The organism is Pseudoalteromonas sp. SWYJZ19 (assembly GCF_015864375.1).
GTDB lineage: Bacteria > Pseudomonadota > Gammaproteobacteria > Enterobacterales > Alteromonadaceae > Pseudoalteromonas > Pseudoalteromonas arctica.
The window spans coordinates 79,110-97,319 of record NZ_JADYXI010000002.1 but is presented as its reverse complement, the minus strand read 5'-3'; the positions used below and the strand labels follow the sequence as shown (position 1 = coordinate 97,319).

Annotated in this window: 15 protein-coding genes; 1 reads left to right on the top strand and 14 read right to left on the bottom strand. The window is 35.8% G+C overall.

Annotation, left to right across the window (positions count from 1 at the left end):
• Positions 1–1,116 (bottom strand): polysaccharide export protein, encoded by a 1,116-nt coding sequence (locus I6F45_RS02290; RefSeq protein WP_197159558.1) that lies wholly within the window; start codon positions 1,114–1,116, stop codon positions 1–3.
• Between the two features lie 1,010 nt (positions 1,117–2,126).
• Positions 2,127–2,609 (bottom strand): transcription/translation regulatory transformer protein RfaH, encoded by a 483-nt coding sequence (gene rfaH / locus I6F45_RS02285; protein WP_197159557.1) that lies wholly within the window; start codon positions 2,607–2,609, stop codon positions 2,127–2,129.
• A 415-nt stretch (positions 2,610–3,024) separates the two neighbouring features.
• On the opposite strand from rfaH, the gene I6F45_RS02280 reads away from it, so the two are divergent.
• On the top strand, positions 3,025–4,395 hold the full coding sequence (locus I6F45_RS02280; protein WP_197159556.1) for an MBL fold metallo-hydrolase RNA specificity domain-containing protein: 1,371 nt from the start codon (positions 3,025–3,027) through the stop codon (positions 4,393–4,395).
• A gap of 780 nt (positions 4,396–5,175) precedes the next feature.
• Here I6F45_RS02280 and I6F45_RS02275 read toward each other — a convergent pair.
• The 12 genes from I6F45_RS02275 to I6F45_RS02220 form a co-directional block, all read right to left on the bottom strand.
• On the bottom strand, positions 5,176–6,402 hold the full coding sequence (locus tag I6F45_RS02275) for an exopolysaccharide biosynthesis polyprenyl glycosylphosphotransferase (RefSeq protein ID WP_331460631.1): 1,227 nt from the start codon (positions 6,400–6,402) through the stop codon (positions 5,176–5,178).
• Positions 6,403–6,643: 241 nt separating this feature from the next.
• Positions 6,644–7,705, bottom strand: coding sequence for a pseudaminic acid synthase (pseI, locus tag I6F45_RS02270; RefSeq protein WP_165721190.1), 1,062 nt, complete (start codon positions 7,703–7,705; stop codon positions 6,644–6,646).
• A gap of 7 nt (positions 7,706–7,712) precedes the next feature.
• Positions 7,713–9,236 carry a UDP-2,4-diacetamido-2,4,6-trideoxy-beta-L-altropyranose hydrolase gene (pseG, locus tag I6F45_RS02265; RefSeq protein ID WP_197159555.1) on the bottom strand — a complete coding sequence of 508 codons (1,524 nt, stop codon included), beginning with the start codon at positions 9,234–9,236 and terminating at the stop codon, positions 7,713–7,715.
• A complete protein-coding gene (gene pseF, locus I6F45_RS02260; RefSeq protein WP_197159554.1) occupies positions 9,230–9,916 on the bottom strand; it encodes a pseudaminic acid cytidylyltransferase in 687 nt (228 codons plus the stop codon). Before pseF ends, pseG begins: the two co-directional genes overlap by 7 nt.
• A gap of 2 nt (positions 9,917–9,918) precedes the next feature.
• Positions 9,919–11,079 (bottom strand): UDP-4-amino-4,6-dideoxy-N-acetyl-beta-L-altrosamine transaminase, encoded by a 1,161-nt coding sequence (gene pseC, locus I6F45_RS02255; RefSeq protein ID WP_165721193.1) that lies wholly within the window; start codon positions 11,077–11,079, stop codon positions 9,919–9,921.
• A gap of 10 nt (positions 11,080–11,089) precedes the next feature.
• Positions 11,090–12,103 carry a UDP-N-acetylglucosamine 4,6-dehydratase (inverting) gene (gene pseB / locus I6F45_RS02250; protein WP_024589834.1) on the bottom strand — a complete coding sequence of 338 codons (1,014 nt, stop codon included), beginning with the start codon at positions 12,101–12,103 and terminating at the stop codon, positions 11,090–11,092.
• Positions 12,104–12,179: 76 nt separating this feature from the next.
• Complete coding sequence (locus I6F45_RS02245) at positions 12,180–12,935, bottom strand: glycosyltransferase family 2 protein (RefSeq protein WP_165721194.1); 756 nt, start codon at positions 12,933–12,935, stop codon at positions 12,180–12,182.
• A complete protein-coding gene (locus I6F45_RS02240) occupies positions 12,935–14,194 on the bottom strand; it encodes a protoporphyrinogen/coproporphyrinogen oxidase (protein ID WP_101162756.1) in 1,260 nt (419 codons plus the stop codon). The genes I6F45_RS02245 and I6F45_RS02240 overlap by 1 nt, the downstream gene beginning before the upstream one ends.
• Complete coding sequence (locus I6F45_RS02235) at positions 14,191–14,976, bottom strand: glycosyltransferase family A protein (RefSeq protein WP_101162755.1); 786 nt, start codon at positions 14,974–14,976, stop codon at positions 14,191–14,193. The genes I6F45_RS02240 and I6F45_RS02235 overlap by 4 nt, the downstream gene beginning before the upstream one ends.
• Position 14,977: 1 nt before the next feature.
• Entirely contained in the window at positions 14,978–16,048 is a 1,071-nt protein-coding gene (locus I6F45_RS02230; protein WP_024589838.1) for an EpsG family protein, read from the bottom strand.
• 61 nt (positions 16,049–16,109) lie between these two features.
• Positions 16,110–16,982, bottom strand: a complete 873-nt coding sequence (locus I6F45_RS02225) for a hypothetical protein (RefSeq protein WP_024589839.1) — start codon at positions 16,980–16,982, stop codon at positions 16,110–16,112.
• Complete coding sequence (locus I6F45_RS02220; RefSeq protein ID WP_165721195.1) at positions 16,983–18,191, bottom strand: oligosaccharide flippase family protein; 1,209 nt, start codon at positions 18,189–18,191, stop codon at positions 16,983–16,985. It abuts the gene before it with no gap.
• Between the last annotated feature and the right edge of the window lie 19 nt (positions 18,192–18,210).

Here is an 18,210-nt window from a genome sequence, read left to right as displayed (position 1 = left end):
TTAGTTTGATGAAATATCGTCTAGGCTATCAACCGATGCTACCGACGGTAATAATAAACTTATTACACGGTTCCAACGGGCAAGTGGTGCCGATGTTACGTATACAATATCGCGCGGTTGTAGTTCAAACTGCTCAGCTAGTACCATTGCCGCTATATTTTTAGCGTGTAACTGGTATACGTTTGCAATAATACCGGTTTGCTCTACGTCACTTTTACGCAGTACAAATACGCCATTAGCGTCTGCTGTCGCTTCGTTTAAGCCGCCCGAGTCGCTTAGCGCTTCGGCCAAGTTTAAACCATAACGGTTAAGGGTTACTGAACCTGCTTTTTTAACATCACCTAATACAAATATTTTTTGTGCATCGTTACGGTTTACATGGACTATGTCGCCATGCTGTAACAAGCGGTTTTGCGAAATGTCACCATGGGCATAAAAGTCATCAAGTTTAATAACTTCTGTTTTGTTGCCACGGGTAAATGTTACTGTGCGCCAATCGGCTGCATCAGTTAAGCCGCCTGCTTGGTTTAAGGCATCAATTAGGGTAAGTGGAATTTCGGTTACTGGGTATACACCAGGTTGTTTTACTTCACCGGTAACGTAGGTTTTTTGGCTTCTAAAGCCAACTACTTTTACATCTACTTGTGGGTCTTCTATTACTCGGCTTAGGCGTTTTACAAGCTCATTACGTACTTGGCTTATTGTTTTACCTGCGGCGGGTATATTTGGTGCGTAAGCGTAAGTAATGGTGCCGTCTCGTTGTACTCTAAAGCCGTCAAACTCTGCGGTACGCTGTACTGCTGCAGGTATTGTTAGCTCTGGGTGATCCCATACGCCTATTGTTAGTACGTCGCCAACACCTAGTTTGTATTCGTAGTTACTTACGTTTAAACCATCGGTGCTTGAAATTGGTTTAGCTGCTATACGCGCTTGATTTTGTTTATTTATTAGTAGCGAGTCGATTATTTGAATGTTTACTTTTTCGAGATCTTGTTCGAGGTTTTGTGTTTGCTCGCCTGAGTCTATACCTTCAAAGTGGCTGCCTGGTACTATTGTACAGCCGGTCATGCTTAGTATTGCGAGTATTGATGCGAGTGATTTACAGCTTAACGCCATTGTAGAATCCCAAAATTATTTTAATATTGCACTTACTCACCAACCTTGGTGAGCACTTGTATTTTAACCGACTAATTAAAGCATGTGCACTATTGTGAAGCAATAGCCTTTGCTTTGTAAAAGCTTTGTTACTAAGTTTTTAATTAGCACTGAAATTATATCAGTATTTTCATAAGGTCTTTATGAATAAATTTAATTGATAGCCGTTTTTAGCAAAACACTTAACGCGTTCATCACCAATTGCACAAAGAGAAGTGAATGAGGAGCCATTTAAACAAGTACTTTATGGCTGCTTACTTCTTTAAAGCGCAGTGCCCGCGACCTCTTCAGATTAACCACTTAAAGCTTTATTGCACAAAGAGAAGCGAATGAGGAGTAAATGAGAAGACATTTAAACAAGTGCTTTATGGCTGTTTACTTCTTTAAAGCTCAGTGTGCTCGACATCTTCAGATTAACCACTTAAAGCTTTATTGCACAAAGAGAAGAAAATGAGGAGTAAATGAGAAGCCATTTAAACAAGTACTTTATGGCTGTTTACTTCTCTAAAGCGCAGCGTGCTCTTAACCCTTTTGTGAATAAATCACTTAAAGCCTTATTGCACAAAGAGAAGCGAATGAGGAGTAAATGAGAAAACATAAAACATAAAACATAAAACATAGTAATTATTTATTTTTACTTCTCTAAAGCGCAGCGCCCTCTTAACCTCTTTGTGAATAAATCACTTAAAGCCTTATTGCACAAAGAGAAGCGAATGAGGAGTAAATGAGAAGCCATTTAAACAAGTACTTTAGGCTGCTTACTTCTCTAAAGTGCAGTGTGCTCTTAGCCCTTTTGTGAATAAACTCTATTACGAGCTTTGCTCGTCACGCCAGCAAGCTGTGCGTCTACAAGTGAACTTAGCACGTAGGTTTAAGTGCTTTGGGCACGCTTCCGCCCTTAGGTCACAGTTCCTACTTACTGATATAAAGCTATTTTACGCGGCATAAAGCCGCTGCTACGTTTTTAGTTATTATTGCTTAATATCTTTATTATCTACACTTACTTCAATTTTTTGATTAAGTAAGTTAATGAGTAAAATACTGCGCAAGTCGCCATCGGGCTCTTTGTATATTGCTTGTATATTACTGAATGAATCGTTATTCACACTTACTACATCACCTGTTTTTGGTATTTGTGATTCAGTAGTGTGTGAACGTTCATTTTTTAGCTGGTCAATTATGTGCTTAGAAACCAACTGATAATTTGCTCCATAAGAAACAAAACCGCCTATTCCACGGGTGTTTTTTACAGCAGAAAAATTACCATTTTTTGATTCAAGGCATACAAATAAATAATTAGGGAATAAAGCAGTGTATTTGACGGTCCGACGACCTTTAACCAACCTTTCGGTAGTTAATTTGGGGTAAAACGCTTCAATCCCTTGATTTTGCAAGTTAGTTTTGGCTCGTTCTTCTTGCTTTGGTTTGCATACGACTAAATACCAACATTCCATAGTAGCCCTTAATACATAACTAAATTGCAAAAAATACAATTCCAAACTAAACAGCTGCGACATTATAGCCAACATAAAGCCCCTATGTAAATAAGCCTTAGTGGTTAATAGCCACTCACTTTAATAAATATTGTTATTGAGTTTAAAGGGAGTAAAGGCTTTAACGCTAGTTTAGTACCTATAAAGCTATGTTTAGATTGGGCTAAACAAAAGTTTAGCCGCGAAAATTTATTAAGAAATTTAATTAATATTTTTTAAATAAATATATAGGTAAGAGCGCGAAGTAAATTCGCACCTACAGGTGATATGTTGAAGGTGAGGTTATTAATTTAGCTCAAGCGTTAGAACCTTGAATAATTATGGCTTTACTTCTACCTTAAAATTCAATGTAACAAATTGATGACAAGGAAGCACAATGCAAATACTTCACCACGGAGCGGTTAACGGCGTTACTGGTTCGTGCCACGAGCTGGTAGTTAACGAGCAAACAAGTGTGCTTATTGATTGCGGGTTATTTCAAGGCGAAGACTCTAAAGTCGATCTTTCAATTGAGTTTAATATTACCCATGTTACTGCCCTTATTGTTACCCATTGCCATATTGACCATGTTGGCCGAATTCCTTACTTATTAGCAGCCGGTTTTAAGGGCCCTATTTTTACAAGTATTGCATCGGCCAGTTTATTACCTTTGGTAATTGAAGATGCTTTAAAAGTAGGTGTAACCCGCGACCCTAAAATTATAGCTGCCTGCTTAAGCTTATTAAATAAGCGCATAGTAGCTGTTGATTATAAAACGTGGTTTGAACTACCTTGCAAAGGGCTCAATAAAGCTAAAGCGAGATTTCAGCGTGCTGGGCATATATTGGGTTCTGCCTACGTTGAAATTGATATTACAAATGGTGATAACAACAAACACCGTGTTGTATTTTCAGGAGACTTAGGTGCGCCATATACCCCGCTACTCCCTTCGCCTAAGCCGCCCTATAAAGCCGATACTCTAGTTATTGAATCGACCTACGGTGATAAAAATCATCAAGGCCGTAAAGAGCGTACAAAAACGCTAAAAAGCATTATTGAACGCGCCGTAGCCGACAATGGTGTTGTTTTAGTACCTGCTTTTAGTATTGGCCGCACACAAGAGCTGCTATACGAGCTAGAACAATTCATACATAGCTCATCTAAAAAGTCTAAGTGGCGAAACATTCACGTAATACTCGACTCCCCTATGGCAGCCAATTTTACTGAGCAATACAAAAAGTTTAAGCACCTATGGGATAGCGAGGCCAAACGTAAAGTTGCAAATGGCAGACACCCGCTCGATTTTAAAAACCTAACTACGGTTGATTCACACAAAGAACACATGGCTATTATTAACTATTTAAGTTCGCGGCAAACGCCAGCCATAATATTAGCTGCAAGCGGTATGTGCACAGGAGGTCGAATAGTTAATTACTTAGAGCGATTTTTAAATGATAAAACCACCGATGTATTGTTTGTAGGTTATCAAGGTAATAAAACGTTAGGCCGCGAAATTCAAAAATATGGCCCACGTAATGGGTATGTTTTTATAAATGATGCTCGCATTACTATAAACGCAAAAGTACATACAATTAGCGGGTACAGCGCCCATGCCGATCAAAACGGATTAATTAAGTTTGTTACAGGTATGCATAAAAAGCCAAGCCTGATAAAAATTGTGCATGGAGATGATGATGCAAAAAATGCTTTGGCAGATAAGTACAGGGCTGTTTTGGACCGAGGTGCAATTATAGAAATTGGAAAGTAGTTTATAACAGTAAATATTTATAGATCTATTTTTTACTGTAAGTACAACTTTTGAGTTGAATTAAATGTAATCAAGGTAATTACGCAGTATGTATATCAAATTTGAAGTGGTCGTCTAAAGTAAATCCCCGTAATAGCTCCTGCACCAGTGCTGTGGCTAATAACTTTTAAATAATAAATTAAGTTTACCTAGCACTAAGAAGGCAATTATATTGGTGCAATTGTGAGAGTTCTTCGATTAACTGAATTTTTAAGTGAGCTATCGTCTTAAGCTAAATTATTAACAGCGTGGACTGCCCAGCCACCTTCTCATTTCAAAAATTTAAATTCACTTTGTAAGTAATTACCTGATTTTTTTACTTGCTGAGTAGCGACTTAGGTTATTCAGTTTAGTCACAAAGCTTAAGTTACTATATAAATAATCATTATTGTATTAATCGATGACTCGTTTTATGTTTTCACTATTAAATTTAGGTATTAAAAATAATCGCCATGTTAAAGTGACTTTTTGGCAGAGATAACGCTGGCAATTTAAAAATACGGCAGAACTTAACAGATATTAAACTTTAGTCGAGCAGATAAAATGTGATTTTAAGACAATATTAATCACCCCTTTCTGTCGAGGCTTACTAAATACCAGCTATCGGTATATATAACTAAAAATTTCTATTACCAATAGCTGCAATTTCAAACCGGAGATTCTTCCATTTATTTAACGATTGAGCTTTTAAATATGAATATCAAAATTTTATATTAACGTCTTTCCACACTTTCTAGTTGGTTACTTTGCACCAAACCCCGTTAGCATTGTCCTGATGGTTTTAAATACAATATTAAGATCAAGCCAAAAAGATAAGTGTTTAATATAATAAAGGTCATATGCTAACTTTTCTTTTGTTGAATCCGTATCATCAGCATAACCTTGTACAGTTTGCGCCCAACCAGTTATACCTGGCTTTACTATATGCCTATAGCCATAAAATGGAATTTCTTGTTCAAATAGCTTAACAAAAGATTCTTGTTCAGGCCGTGGGCCAATTAATGCCATATCACCTTTTAGAACATTAAAAAACTGTGGTAATTCGTCAATTCTTACTTTTCGAATCACCTTACCTATGCGAGTTATTCTAGCATGCTCTTCAGTAGCAAACTTATCCTCTGCACAACTAGTTTTTACCGTCATACTTCTGAATTTATAAATTTTAAAAACTCGACCAGCTTGTCCTACACGTTCTTGCGTAAATATAACAGGGCCTCGACTTTCTAATCGAATAGCAATAGCTGTAAGAACCATAATTAAAAGAGTTAAGGGGAGTGTTAAAACAATAATTACAGTCTCCCAAAGGCGCTTAAATATTTGATAAATTGGATTAGGCTGTAAGGTACCAATTGAATTGTCAGATAAATGTTTTATTTGCACCTTTCCATCAATCATCTCTTTGATACTATCCGCATGGAAAACTGGGATGTTATTAAGGCTGCAATCAGCAATAAACTTCTCTTGATGATGAGTAATATTTTTGTGGAGATCAACAACTAAGCCATCCTTAATTGCAGATTGACTATATGGTTCAGTTAAAAAGTAAACGTCGAGGTTTTCATGGTCAATTAGATCTTGCGTGTCAAAGTTATCTATTACATGTAAAGTAAGCTTTTTATGTCCTGTTCTCAAAATAGTAGTAATAAAAAGCCAAACAAAACTAAAAGCCGCTCCTATTGCTAAAAGATACAAAGAATAATCAAACCGTAATAATAATATTAGAGATAAAGAGATACCATAAACAGAAAATATTACGGGTATTATATAATATTTACGATCAACTAATAGGTACTTTGCAACTAAAGGTAAAGCGAATGCTGTTGCCAAATAACTCCCACACACTAAAATAAGCGAGTTTCTAACAGACTCTTCAGATATTGGATACATTGAAGATAAAACAACACATATTGATGTGAAAGCGATACCAAGAAAATGGCAAATATATGAATTAGAAAAAAGTTTATTCACGTTAAAATCTTTTGGTTGATAAAAATAATATACATTTACATGCACCATCCTTGTAGAATTTAGCATTAACGGCTTGATTCTCTGAGTATTATACTTGAAGTAGAGCCAGATGAGCAATCTAGCTATAAAAAACTTTGCAATTATTTGTACCCAGAATTATAAATTCTGTGTAAAACCTTTCATCATTTGATAACTATTAGCATGAAATAGCTTAAATAATTGCATAAAAAAGTATGTTAGATTATTTTTTTCTATTTTCTACATACAATTTTTTTAAAGCTGTTCCAGCTTTAATACTTTGCGTGGCTACGCTTCCAAGTACCTCATGTAAGTACTTGGGAGCTAAGCCATAACCAGGTCTTATACTTTTTACATTTTCATGTGTAAATAACTCACCTTCAGCAACATCTTTTACCACGTAAAGTGAGCGTCTGAATATTGCATTTCCTTTCTCACTCTCTTTTCGCTCGTAATTTACTTTACCAACCGCTTCCCATGCTATTTTAGAGTCTCTACATAACTGTAATAACTCTGGCTTTTCTAGGGAGAAACTATCATCCGGTCCACCACCATTTCTATTAAGCGTTACATGCTTTTCTATTAAGCATGCGCCTAACGCCACTGATGTAATAGCCGTCGTATTATCAATAGTATGGTCTGATAGACCCGTTAATACATCAAAACGTGTGGCCATATCTGCAACAGTCGCCAAATTATAATCGCCTGATGGCGCTGGGTAACCACTTACACAATGCAGTACAACAAGCTCTTTACACCCTGCATTTTTTGCTGTTTCTACTGCTTCACGTATTTCTTCTTCGTTCGCCATACCCGTTGAGATAATCATTGGCTTACCAGTCTTCGCAACATACTCGATTAATGGTAAATCGATGGCCTCAAATGACGCTATTTTGTACGCAGGAGCACCAAGCTCTTCGAGTAAATCAACGGCAGTAAAGTCAAACGGCGAGCTAAAAATAGTGATACCTAACTCTTTGGCTTTTTCAAATAAAGGTTTATGCCATTCCCACGGCATGTGCGCTTCTTCATATAAGTCATACAGTGTTTTACCATCCCACAACCCACCTTTAATTAAGAATTCAGGGTTATCGCTTTTCATTGTTATGGTATCAGGGCGATAAGTTTGCAGCTTCATTGCATCTGCACCACACTCTTTTGCCATTTCCATTATTTTGTAGGCATTTTCGATATCACCGTTATGATTCGCTGACATTTCAGCAATGATATACGGCGCATAGCCAGGGCCAATTTTTCTGTTATCGATAGTAATAAATTTATTCATAAATCCCTCACTCCACAGGTTGTCGAGTAAATTGCTCTTCATTAATTCGTTGGTAGCCAGCTCGGCTAAACAAAGCTTGTGATGCTGCATTTTCTTTTAGTACAACAGCATGTATAATTTTTGTAGGATGTAATATATCTACTTGTTTTAAAGCGAGTTTCGCAACCCCTTTACCAAAGTGATCTGGTGCTATAAAGATGGAAATGATATACGTATCTACGGCTGTCATATCTAACCTGACCACACCTACAGAAGTCGTTTTTTCATCTGTGCTATTGGTTAGCTCAATGACATAAAAGTAGTCATTTTTACTTGCTAGCTTTTTAGTCATCCAAGCCCGATGCTCAGCCAAACTCGGAACGTCTTTATTAAGTGCATAACGACGTGTTTCGGGTTTACATTGCCAAGCATACACCTGTTCAACATCAAGCTGCGTCGCTAATCTTAGGGTTAGTGAACCGCTAAATAATTGAGTAATATGCTTCATTAATCGCTTAACACCTTGCCCATCACATAACTGCAGGTTTATTGTTCGCATTTTTGAATAGTCTGTAATTAACTGCTCATAGGCCTTCATTAAACTTTTACTAATCGCCTCTAACTCAACGCTAATTGCAGCACCAACGGCTTCTAAATTTTTACAAATAGTCTGCTGGTTATCAGCAAGTGCAATAACAATACTCGGTAACCCGACACAAGCACGTTCCCATGACGTTGAGCCTGGAGCGCCAATGGCAATATCATGCTCACACATGAGAGTAGCCATGTCATCTACAAAATCGATGTGAGTCAACCACGCACTTTGCTCTATAGCAAACTTTGTAACACTTTTGTAATGAGGTGCTCTTGTGCTAAGCAATACAGTTGTTATAGGCGGGTTAACACTATCTTTTAAAACTTTAAGTACTTGTAAGCTTGCATTGGGGGCGTCTATGCCTCCCATTGACAGTAATACACGAGGTCTATTTTTTAATGTATTTACTGCTGCCAACTGCGACAAATGACGAGATGAGAAATGAGTGTTTATAATCGCGTATTGCGTACCTGTTAAGGCGGTGGTCTTAGGGTTTAATAAATGATATTCGCTTGGCTCTCTAAGCAATGTTTGATCTATAATCAAGTCTGCAGCGTGCTCTCTTACTAAATCGTCAATTGCAATGATTTTACAGTTATACGCTTTTCTTACTACCTTATGCCACTGTGCACCAATACCATAGTGGTCTGTAATAACTAAATCAGGACTATCAAATGCAGTAGCGCATTCTTGGGCATCATCACACTCAGTGACTTGCAACCACGCGGCATAATCCGCAGTCGAGGTTGGTACTAGCCAATTTGCAGGTTGCTGTAATTCATAAATAGAGAAACCACGCTGTTTTATAAATGTGACTAAATCACCGTTTTGCGGGCGGGTGGCAAATAAAACGTCGTGACCATCTAGTTTTAGCCTATCAGCCAATACTAAGCAACGCATGATATGGCCGCTGCCTATGTAAGAAGACGCATCAGCCCTAATTACGACCTTTAGCATTCAATCGCTCGGAACAAAGCTTCTGCCAATTCCCAATCTTCAGGTGTATCTATGTCTTGTACTCGTTTACGTGGTAACAAAACAGCCTTCGACCTTGTCCCAAAAATAGCTTTTTTTGCTATAAATGCCTTCGCAGTGCCCCAATAAAACTGCCCGGCATCATGGTATGCTTCTTCGAGATCTTGCGAACGAGTATTTAAATGTTCTGGCTGAAACATTTCAACACAGTGTGCATCATTAAGCTTTAAAGCTCTTTGAATTGGAAAAGGAAAACTTGTTGCACTGAAGGCGTAATCTATATTACTCGATGTCAGCTCTATAAATCCGCGCTGGATAAACTCAGGTATTAAAAAAGGAGCGGTTGCATATATACAACATACATTTTCAACACCCCATTCTTGTAACTCGGTATACTCGACAGCATGCTTTATTACATCAAGCGTAGTTGCATAATCATCCGCAATATTAGCAGGGCGCATGAATGGCACTTCTGCCCCATATTGTATTGCAATATCAGCTATTTCAGTATCATCTGTAGAGACAATTACTTTATCAAAACACTTGCTGTCTAAAGCCGCTTCAATCGAATAAGCAATCATTGGCTTACCGTGAAACTCTTTGATATTTTTGCGAGGTATACGCTTACTTCCACCACGAGCAGGAATGATTGCTATATTCATGATTAGGCTTCTAATATTAGTGTTAGCTTACTGATAACTTCGTCTTGCTGCTCATGGGTCATACCATGAAACATCGGCAATGAAATAGCATTGCTGTAATAACTCTCTGCATTTGGAAAGTCACCTTGTTTAAAGCCCATTTTTTGGTAATAAGGCTGTAGGTGCACTGGAATATAATGCAGGTTAACACCAATACCGTTTTCTCTTAGCTCGTCAAACACTTCTTTATGCGTTTTGCTAATTTCATTTAGGTTTAGACGAATAACATATAAATGTAAGCCAGAATAAGTGTTAGGCAACTGATAAGGCAGTACAATCGGTAAACTGGCCAGCTTATCGTAATAACGCACTGCTAATTCATGACGTGCGGAAACGAACTCACTTAACCGGCTCATTTGCGAAACACCGAGTGCAGCTTGCAGCTCTGTCATGCGGTAGTTAAAACCTAAATCCACTTGCTCATAGTACCAACCACCATGCGATGCATTTTCCATTAATGCTTCGTCACGTGTTATTCCATGGCTTCGGTAAAGTGCCATTTTGTCTGCAAGTGCTTTGCTATTAGTTAATGCCGCACCACCTTCTGCAGTGGTAACAATTTTAACAGGGTGAAAGCTAAACACGGTAATATCACTGTATTCACATGAGCCAATTGGTTGTTCTAAATAACGTCCACCTATTGCATGTGAAGCATCTTCAATGACTTTAAAGCCATATTCTATAGATAACGCATGGATTGCTTTCATGTCACATGGCTGACCACATAAATGCACTGCAACTAAAACTTTAGGCAAAATACCTTCTTTTTTAGCGCGGATAAGCTTTTCTTTTAATGCTACAGGGCAAAGATTATAAGTTGCGGGATCTATATCAACAAAATCTACTGATGCGCCACAATACAAACCACAATTAGCTGAGGCTACAAAAGTGACAGGTGTTGTCCATAATATATCACCGGCCCCTAATTCAAGCGCTAAACAAGCAATATGCAAAGCTGACGTTGCACTATTAACAGCCAAGGCATGATTGGCGCCGCTTGAATCCATCAGTGCACGTTCAAACGCAGGGACTTGTGGCCCTTGCGTCAAAAAGTCCGACTTTAATACATTAACCACAGCATCAATATCTGCTTGAGTTATATCTTGCTTTCCATACGGTATCATTTAGCTATCTCTATACTTCAAACGATGGGTCAACATGTTCAACAATAAGCTCACGCAAGCCTTCAATTGTTTCCCACTCAGTGTTTGTTCCTGAGTTGTATTTAAAACCAAATGGTACTTTTTCAGCTTTATGGTGAGCAAGGTATTCTTCTTCGGTATATGTATACGATACAGAGGGTAAAATTGCGTAGTATGGACCCAAATCAATCGTATTTAACGAGTCAGTATCTGTAATCATTTCTTCATGTAGTTTTTCACCTGGGCGAATACCTACATCACGCGTTTCACATTCAGGTGCTACGGCTTCTGCAATGTCTAAAATTTTGTATGACGGGATTTTAGGGATGAATATCTCACCACCAAGATGGTTACCCAAGGCAAACATAACTAGATTAACGCCGTCTTGAAGCGATATATTAAAACGAGTCATTTCATTGTGTGTGATTGGTAAAATACCTTCTTTTCGTTTTTCTAAAAAGAAAGGAATAACAGAGCCACGAGAACCCATTACATTACCATAACGAACAACGCTGAATTTAATGTCTTTCGAGCCGCGAATATTATTAGCAGCAGCAAATAATTTGTCTGATGCAAGTTTAGTGGCACCGTATAAATTAATTGGTGCACATGCTTTATCTGTCGATAGCGCTACAACATCTTTTACACCACACGCTAATGCGGCATGAATAACATTTTCAGCACCATCTATGTTTGTACGAATACATTCTGTTGGATTGTATTCAGCGGTATCAACCTGCTTAATAGCTGCTGCGTGAATAATGACATCTACACCTTCACACGCTTGCGTTAAACGTTCTTTGTCGCGAACATCACCAATAAAAAAACGTAATTGCGGGTAATCGTATGCTGGGTACTTTTGTTTTATTACAGACTGCTTTAATTCATCGCGCGAATAGATGATTATTTTTTTTACATCTGGGTAACGCGCTAAAATAGTTTCTATAAACTTCTTACCAAATGACCCAGTGCCACCCGTGATTAAAACTGTTTTATTGTTTAACATAACTTTTCCAATATGAGACTATTTTAAGAGCTATTACTAAAGCGTAATTTCACCTAAAAAATAATTTTACGATAGATCATGCTCGCTTTCTGCTAGCAAAATATAAATAATTTAATATAAATAATGAGCTTTGAAATATATTCAACCTCATATGGTAACGAAGTATATGCCAATGCCAAGTCAGTGATTTAAGCTTATTAGCCGATATGGAACCAGCTCTAACTCTGTATTTTGCCAAGACTTCAGGTACTCCTAACGAGTAAAAATCCTGCCCACTAGATAAAATCTCGAGCCACATTACATAGTCTTCGTGTTTTATCTCTTTTTGTTTAGGTAATACAACTTTAGAGCGATCAATTATACCTGTTAAATTACCAATAAAGTTACTCTTTAAAAGAGTTTTAAAATTAACGCTATTTTTTATACTTACTCGAGTTAATACACTGCCAAATTCATCAATTCTTTCATATGAAGAGTGGGAACAGACAGTATTTTCACCCGCTTTACATAGGGCTATTACTTGTTTTTCTAACTTAGTACTATACCAAAGGTCGTCACTATCTAAGAAGGCAATAAAACGCCCTTCGGCTTTTTCTATCGCAATATTTCGGCTATTTGCTACACCTAAGTTTACTTCATTATTTATTAAAGTAACTCTAGGATCTGAAAACTCAGTGACCACTGCTAGAGTGTTGTCTGTTGAGCAATCATTAACAATGATTAGTTCCCAGTGTGTATATGTTTGAGCCATCACAGATTCGATACTTTCTTTGATAAAGGCCTCGCAGTTATAAGCTGGCATTATAATACTAACTAGGTGCTCTTTAAACATTAGCTAATTTCACTTGCTAGGTTTATTGCGTCAAGCATTGAGTCCTCGATAGAACAGTATTTCCAGTCTCCATAACGACCTATGGAATGAATATTTTTTTGAGACAAAATTTCTAATATTTTTTGTTTTGAAGAATTCGATTTGTCACTAACATGTACGTACGCAGGATCCATCACAATGGAACAATGAGAAATCAATTTGTGGTCATCAATAATACCCACAGCCTTCAAATTATCTATCGTTAATTGTAGTTGTGTCTCTATATCAACGTCATCTTCGGGTGAGTAACCAACCTCTACATACATACTTAGCTTATCACTACCCAAAATATTATCGTAAAAGCCAACTCTGTAGAAGTTGATATTTTTATCTGGGAAATATAACCAATGCGTATCCTGGTTAGGTGATTTTTTATCAAAACCTAAGTTAAATACTAGTACTTTGTTATAGCTAAAATCATCAGCTAGCAGGTTTACTCTATCTACATCTAATTGCTTAGAAAACATTTTCAAAGGCGAACTATTTATCAAATAATCAAATGCTATTGTTCTTTTATTTGTAACAACGAGCTTTTCTTCATAGCAAATTTTTTGTACAGTTTCGTTTAGTGAAATTTTCGTTGTTGGGACTGACTCAGCTAAAGCATCAACAAAAATCCTTGCCCCTTCTTTTGGATAAAGAAAACTTGAGTTGTAGCTTTCAACTGACTGCTTTTTGAAAGATTTGATAACCTGATCTAAGTTAGCATAAGGGAAAAATCGCCCCATGGCATTAACATCTAGTGTATTCAAATCACAAGCATATAGCTTTTCATTATAAGGTTTCAAAAAGTAGTCAGTTATAGCCTTACCAAATTTCGAATAAAGCATATCTAAAAAAGAATTATAGCTTTCTTTGTCTGAACGGAAATAAAGATCATACAAACATTCTTGAAATTTATCTTTTTTAAGCTGATGTATATTAGACTGAAAAGGAAAGTCTATAAGCTCATCATCAAAGAAAATTTTTGTGACTTTAGTTCTTTCAACAAGTTTACTATCATCAATCTTGTTTTTAAAAAAGTTTTTTAGTTGATCAGTTGCAAAGTGAAAAAAGTGACCTGCATAATCCCAAACAAAACCATCTTGGTAAATAGTTCGACAATAACCACCTAACTCAGGCTCTTTCTCTATAATTAGGTAATCCTCTGAATTTACAAAGTTAGCGAAGGCTAGCCCTGAAACACCGCCACCCAAAATTAAATATTTCACTTTAGTCATTTACTTTGTTCCTTAGAATAACTCAATGTACCTTTAACCATAAGCCTTAGACACTGTATAAAACTAAATACATTTTTGTACTCTGAATATTTCTTGATTGAGAAAGCTAAATCATATAAAAGTCCTGAAATGCCAAACAGACGGTAAAATGCAGCACCTTTTGAAAACAACAATTGCTCATTATAATCTGTACCAGAACTTTCTGGTGGATGAACAACTATAGGTAATGGGATATAAACACACTTAAGGCCATTATCTAGTGCATCTTTCAAAAAAATAATCTCATCATGAACACGATATTTACTACCTAAGCCAAATTCTAGATCCAGTTTCAAACCACTTTTAATAATCGATTCTCTTTTAAACGTAATCTCAATAGATGCGCATTTTAGAATGCTCATCTTAGTGTGATAATACTCTTCGTTAGAGTAATTTGGTTTAAAAGGCTTACCTTCTGTTGTTTGTATCTGAAAAGTTATAATGTCAGCGTCTGGATACTTAATATAAGCATCTTTGACTATGCTCTCATAGTTTTCTAAATAACTAACATCGTCATCAGCAATGATGCAGATATCACCGCTTGCATTCTCAATAGCGAGATTTCTACTTTTTGAGGAGCCTCTTTCTTTTTTTGATATCATAGTAATATCATCTAAAGTTTCGGTACCTTCGAAATCTGATTGGTTGATTAATAATAACGGTGAAACTATGCATTTATTTTTCCAATCGATATCACCGATACACGATTTAGCCATAGTTGCCATTAAAATTTGAATATTCATTTTAACTCCACGAGTAAATAACCTCTGCTTTTGACATAATATAGAACTCCCAAATTAAAAAGAAAGAACCATAAAGAAGTATAAATAAGAATAGCTTTCCTCTATTTTTCACATACTCAAATAACATAGCAATGATTAAAAATTCAGAAATCAGGAAAAGCCGACTTGAACGTGATGCAAGCCTTAAATCAAAACTTAAAAGCATGTATAAACATGAACCAGTAAGAAAGCTCAAAATTAAGATTTTGCGGTATGTGTTAAGTTTATCAAACTCGGGGACAATCAACAAAACTAATATAGAGATAACCCATATCTTAAGAAATTCAGGCGTTAACCAGCCACCCTGAACATTAGCATTTTCAATATAAAATTGTACTTTCATTAAAACTGGGTTTGGATCTAATCCGATTAAGTATGTTAGGAGGTTACTAAAGACCCCCGCAAGATAAAAAATTGAAAATAAAGAAATTAATATTAAATATCTCTTCTTTGTTAAATTAAAAAAACTGGCCAAAATTAAAAAAACAAAACTAAATATAGCAACGCTATGAAACATTAATGCTATAAAGTTAAGAAAAATGTATAGCATCTTTCTATCAACAATAAATCTCAGCGAGTATAAGAAGATCAGCATTGCTAATGCTTGCCTTATTTGCCCATATGGTCCTCTAAAATAATAAAGAAAGAAAAACATTAATACTGCTATTGATGCATATCTTAAGTCTCTATTTACAATAGAATATAAAAAACAACATATAATCAATGAGTAAATAGTATTAAATAAGAGAAAGTTCCCATTGATTGATTTAACCGCTAATATTAAAAACTGAAAACCTGGCTCTATCCACCCACCAATTCCAATATCATTAACATTATTAAAAATATTTTCATATAACTCTAAATCCCAGCCTTTATCACGGGAAATCAAAAGCACTAATAAAAATAAAATAGATAACAACGCACTTGAGCTTTTAAAACTAACTTTTCCCAAAATATCACTGTAAGCAATAAGTAAAATGAGCAGTAGCGCAATGAGTAGCAACCCATAATTAGCGATTGTATAATAATTCACTTAAACGCCTTAAATGATAGATTGTTAAAAGGTTCACACATCAACATTGCTCAAAAATAACTCACTTGGAAACTTTTAAATAAGACACATTATCGTACTTCATATAGTGCGCGACACTCGAACCATGATGTAAAACTTGAACTTGTGAGTAACTCTTTGAAAGTGCATTTATTAAAATCTCTGCAGGCACTTTATTCTCAACAACCTCAAAACCGAGTGCCCCTTCAAGCCCTAAGCTATTTTTGATATTCGGGTGTAATTTAACTAACTTTTTATCATAAACTCTATCTGCAATATCGATGAAACGACTATCAAAACTCCAGTCACTTATATATATAAAACACTTATTCCCCTCACCGACACTTGCTGGATCAAAGTTATAAATTTTATTTAAATAAGCTACGTTTTCTTCGCAGTAACTCTTCATACTTTTAGTGATTTTTAAGATAGAAAAGTTTTTCTTTTTTATTTTAATTCGCTCTGCATACTCTTTTGGTTCAAATACATAAACCCCATTACAGAACCAACTTCCTCCAAATACAGTACTTATACCTAACACATCAAAAATTTTAGTTTTATAGCTAGGTACATATATGTCATTTCTATATGTACCAATTCCTTCTTCGTAAACATAAATCTGCTTTGTTCTGGATATAAGTTTGAAGTAAGCGAGGTATAAGGCTAACCTAGTACCTATGTCACCATCGATATAAGTTTTTGTCGGTTTTAAACGACTTCCTTTAACAAATGACATGAATCGATTTTTTACAAACAGTACTTTTTTCCAATCACCTGCAGATTTAATATTATTAAAAACAGCTTCTGCATCATGAAACATATCAATAATTATTAAACAACTACCTTCTTTTTTAGAACCGGCAATTATACTAGAAACCGTGATTTGCATGGGTTTTGAGGCAATATAAAGTTCCATTTATTGTTTGACCTTACTTATATTTTTAAATGTACAAAAATACATTATGCATATTTGTAATATTGATGAAAAAAACAATGAGTAAACCAACAAGTCCATTGAATATAATGAGAATATGCAAGATATCCCTATATGTATCAAAGCGACAAAAATGCTAACCGATGAGATTAACTTATTTCTTGCTTGATAAAACAAAAGGTTTACCAGAATGAAGTATGGGATCATTAAAGAGTATCCTAACACTAGAACAGCAACCCACTGACCTAGATTTGTATACTCATCACCAAAAATATAAACAAATAATGAGTCTGGAATTAAGTAAACAAAAATAGGAAACAAAGGCACAATTAGGAATGACTTTAAAACAAGTTGCTTTACTTCTATTGTGTTAAGGGCCCTATTTTTCATTTTCGCATAAAAATGAGGTACTAAAGCTCTATTTAGTGCCAGTAAAAGCAGGTAAAAAATACTTGCAATTTGAATTGCTAAAAAGTATTCCGCAAGAGCACTTTTGGAAAAAGAGTCATTGATGATAAACCTTTCGACATGTCCTCTAATCACACCTGATAGAGCATGTAGTAAGAGAGGTAAACCAAAAGAAAATAAATATAAAATATGTTTTTTATTTATTTTCTTATTGATTCTATTCGTATACGTTTTTAACGTAAAAAATAGCCAGAGAGAAGGAATAAACCAAGAAAGTGCCCCGGCATAAACTCTGGTCTGTGATGTTGCTTGCGTAAACTCGAATAAAATAATAATACTAAATAGCAAAGTCACACCACTAATCACTTGTGCTAAAAAGTATTTATGTACTTGCCTAGAAGCTTGAGCTATAGAGAAGTTAAGCATAAGTAACACATAGCAAAATGATGCTAAAGCCGATATTGCTATGTGGTTTTCACCTAATAACAAGGAGATTGTAATAATTACTAAACATAGTGCTGCACTTATAGTTACAGCAATACGTCTGAGTATACTGATCGACCTGAAACCATACCTGTGATAATAGCGGGCAATTGCACCATCCATTGACAATAGTATAACTACAGAGGCTATTGCGATAATTGACTGATACAAAGAAAAATTAGCTAACTCATTTACTCCCATTTTTTTAGCCATATAAGGAAGTAAAAAAACAGGTATACCTTTACTTATTACTTCTCCTAAAAGGTATAAATATGACTCTTTTAAGATTATTTTTGACAAATTTTTGATCTCTGATTAA